The 3,789-nt window shown below is 68.4% G+C and carries 2 protein-coding genes; both read right to left on the bottom strand.

Annotated elements, in window-relative coordinates:
* Positions 1-15: 15 nt before the first annotated feature.
* Positions 16-1,026: a pyruvate formate-lyase-activating protein gene (gene pflA / locus ACFRCR_RS17595; RefSeq protein ID WP_377679356.1), complete on the bottom strand. Its 1,011-nt coding sequence runs from the start codon at positions 1,024-1,026 to the stop codon at positions 16-18.
* Between the two features lie 21 nt (positions 1,027-1,047).
* Positions 1,048-3,330 (bottom strand): formate C-acetyltransferase, encoded by a 2,283-nt coding sequence (pflB, locus tag ACFRCR_RS17590; RefSeq protein ID WP_377679354.1) that lies wholly within the window; start codon positions 3,328-3,330, stop codon positions 1,048-1,050.
* Between the last annotated feature and the right edge of the window lie 459 nt (positions 3,331-3,789).

Genomic DNA, 3,789 nt, shown 5'->3' with positions numbered 1-3,789 from the left:
GGGTCGAGCGGCCGGTCAGTAGACCGTGAGGCCCTTCGCCCGGAACTGGTCGCGCACACGATCGACCAGCTCGACGTCGGGCGCGGGGGTGTCGGTGAGCTCGTACTCACGCCCGAGCGTCTCCCACTTGTCCCGGCCCATCTGGTGGAAGGGCAGGACCTCGACACGGGTGACCGTGCCGGGCCGGATCTCGTTGAGCGAGGCCGCGTAGTCCGCGACGACGTCGACGTGCTCGGCCTGGTCGGTCAGGCCCGGGACCAGCACGTACCGGACCCAGACCTCGACGGGCCGCTCGGCCGTGACACCGCCGGGCAGGCCCGACTCGGCCAGACGCCGACCGAACATCAGGGTCGGCTCCAGGGCGCGGCCCGTGACCTTCTCGTACGTCGCGGCGTCGCCCGACTTGACGTCGAGGAGCACCAGGTCGGTGTCCGCGAGCATCTCGTCGCTCAGGTTTGCCCCGAGGAAGCCCGAGGTGTCGAGCGTGGTGTGCACGCCCATCTCCTTGGCGCCCCGCAGGATGCGCGCGGCGAACGCGGGCTGCATGAGCACCTCGCCGCCCGAGAGGGTCAGCCCGCCCTTGGTGGCGCGGAAGACCGGCAGGTACCGCTTGATGCGGGCCAGGAGCTCGTCGGCCGTGACCGGCTCCCCGTCCTTCATCTGCAGGGTGTCGGGGTTGTGGCAGTACAGGCACCGCAACGGGCACCCGTTGAGGAAGACCGTCAGGCGCGTGCCCGGGCCGTCCACCGCGGTCACGAGCTCCCAGGAGTGCACGGAGCCGAGCTCGCCCGAGCGCATCATCGCGAGCTTGTCGTGCCGGTCGAGGTCCTCGGCCGTCGAGAGGCCGGAGACTCCGGCCCCCGTCCTGCGGCGGGGGGCCTCCGGTGCGTCCAGGTCGCTGTCGTGACCCAGGCCGTCACCGGAGGTCCGCCACGGCAGCGGAGCCGAGGCGACCCCGTCGACCCCGTAGCGGGCGGCGGCACGCGCGGGCACCTGGCCTGCTGCGGGCGTCGAGAGAGTCGTCATGATGGTTCCGCCGTTCTGCGCTCAGAGAGCGCCGTGGAAGGTCCGCGAGAGGACGTCGAGCTGCTGCTCGCGGGTGAGCCGCACGAAGTTCACGGCGTACCCGGAGACACGGATCGTGAGCTGAGGGTAGTTCTCGGGGTGCTCCATGGCGTCCTCGAGAGTCTCCTTCACCAGCACGTTGACGTTCATGTGGTAGCCGTCGCCACCGACCGACGCGTCGAGCAGCCCCGCGAGGTTCGCGACCTGCTCGTCCCGGGTGCGGCCCAGGCCGCTCGGGACGACCGTGTTGGTCAGCGAGATGCCGTCCTGCGCCTCGTTGTACGGCAGCTTCGCGACCGACAGGGCCGAGGCGAGCATGCCGTGCGTGTCGCGCCCGTTCATCGGGTTGGCACCCGGCGAGAAGGGCTCGCCCGCACGGCGGCCGTCGGGCGTGTTGCCCGTGGCCTTGCCGTAGACGACGTTCGACGTGATGGTCAGGACGGACTGCGTCGGCAGGGCGTCGCGGTACATCTTGTGCGAACGGATCTTCGCCATGAACGACTCGACGAGCTCGACCGCGATCGAGTCGACGCGGTCGTCGTCGTTGCCGTAGGCCGGGTAGTCGCCCTCGGTCACGTAGTCGACCACGATGCCGCGCTCGTCGAACACGGGCGTGACCTTGGCGTACCTGATGGCCGACAGGGAGTCCGCCGCGACCGCGAGACCCGCGATGCCGCAGGCCATGGTCCGCAGGACCTCCTTGTCGTGGAGGGCCATCTCGAGACGCTCGTAGGCGTACTTGTCGTGCGACCAGTGGATGCAGTTGAGCGCCTCGACGTAGGTCTCGGCGAGCCAGTCCATGGTCTTGTCGAAGCGGGCGCGGACGTCGTCGTAGTCGAGGGGCTGGCCCTCGGGCACGGGGGCGACGACCGGGGAGACCTGCTTGCCCGTGACCTCGTCCTTGCCGCCGTTGATGGCGTACAGGAGGGTCTTGGCGAGGTTCACGCGGGCACCGAAGAACTGCATCTGCTTGCCGACCGCCATGGGCGAGACGCAGCACGCGATCGCGGCGTCGTCACCCCAGGCCGGACGGATCTGCTCGTCCGACTCGTACTGGACGGCCGAGGTGTCGATCGAGACCTTGGCGCAGAAGTCCTTGAACCCCTGCGGCAGGCGCGGGCTCCAGAAGACCGTCATGTTGGGCTCGGGGGCCGGGCCCAGGTTGTACAGCGTCTGCAGGAAGCGGAACGAGTTCTTCGTGACGAGCGGACGACCGTCGTCGCCCATGCCTCCGATGGTCTCGGTGACCCACGTCGGGTCGCCCGAGAACAGGGAGTCGTACTCCGGGGTGCGCAGGAAGCGCACGATCCGCAGCTTGATGACGAAGTCGTCGATGATCTCCTGCGCCCGCTCCTCGGTGATGACACCGGCGGCCAGGTCGCGCTCGAGGTACACGTCGAGGAAGGTCGAGGTGCGGCCCAGCGACATCGCGGCGCCGTTCTGCTCCTTGACCGCGGCGAGGTAGCCGAAGTAGAGCCACTGGACGGCCTCGCGGGCGTTGGTGGCCGGGCCCGAGATGTCGTAGCCGTACGAGGCGGCCATCGCCTTGAGCTCGCCGAGCGCACGGATCTGCTCCGCGTGCTCCTCGCGCTCGCGCACGATCTTCTCGCTGAACGGCTGGGTGTCGAGGTCCAGCTTGTCGAGCTTCTTGGCGGCGACGAGCTGGTCGACGCCGTAGAGCGCGACGCGGCGGTAGTCACCGATGATGCGGCCGCGGCCGTAGGCGTCGGGCAGGCCCGTGATGATGTGCGAGCTGCGTGCGGCGCGGACGTTCGGCGGGTAGATGTCGAAGACGCCCTGGTTGTGGGTCTTGCGGTACTCGCTGAAGACCTTCTTGAGCTCCTGGTCGACCGGGTAGCCGTAGGTCTCGAGCGCACCCTCGACCATGCGCCATCCACCGTTCGGCATGATCGCGCGCTTGAGCGGGGCGTCGGTCTGGAGGCCGACGATGACCTCGGAGTCCTTGTCGATGTACCCGGGTGCGTGCGCCGTGATGCCGGCGGGCGTGTGCGGGTCGACGTCGTAGATGCCCTTCTCGCGCTCGGCGGGGAACATCTCGGAGAGCTTGGCCCAGATGCCGGTCGTGCGCTCGGTCGGCCCGGCGAGGAAGGAGTCGTCACCCTCGTACGGGGTGTAGTTGCGCTGGATGAAGTCGCGCACGTCGACCGTGTCCTGCCAGGGACCTGCGGTGAAGCCGGCCCATGCGGGGACGGTCGCGTCGTCCTGGCCGCCAGTGGTGCTGCGAGCCTCGGAAATGCTGGTCATATCACTCTCCTCGACGTCCACGCCGCGCTGCCTGCGCGGCGGGGGTAAAGACCTTGGTCGACGCGGGAAATCCGTGCCGTCCTGCCGTTCTCCTTCGCCCTTTCAGGCTACGACCCGTAGAGGGTGTCGGCGTGGCAAAGACGCTGTCACCTGGCTCACAGGCCGCGGTGCCGAATTGATGTCCGACACCGGAAGAACCGCGGAATTCCAACCCTTCTACGACCTCCAACATGCATCTAAGCGACTTCATTCCACCTTGTGACGGTCTTCACATGACCTTTTCGTGGGAGTCTTTAGACCCCTTGTTCGGGACCAAAGTCCCTGGCGGAACGGCCAGCGATCCGCATCGTTCCTTTTCCGCCGAAGATTCTCACCCTACGGGTGACCGCGCACCCGCGCACATACGCGGCGGTCGGCTCGGCGAGGAACCACACGTCGAGATGCCGCTCGCCGCCACCC

Origin of the sequence: Oerskovia sp. NPDC056781 (assembly GCF_042789955.1) — a bacterium.
Classification (GTDB): domain Bacteria; phylum Actinomycetota; class Actinomycetes; order Actinomycetales; family Cellulomonadaceae; genus Oerskovia; species Oerskovia rustica.
Note: the sequence above shows the minus strand (reverse complement) of the source record. Positions and strands in the feature narration are given on the sequence as shown.

What these genes read in the sequence shown, in the direction of transcription:
- pflA (WP_377679356.1), bottom strand. Translation starts at nt 1,026, where the DNA reads ATGACGACTCTCTCGACGCCCGCAGCAGGCCAGGTGCCCGCGCGTGCC.
- pflB (WP_377679354.1), bottom strand. Translation starts at nt 3,330, where the DNA reads ATGACCAGCATTTCCGAGGCTCGCAGCACCACTGGCGGCCAGGACGAC.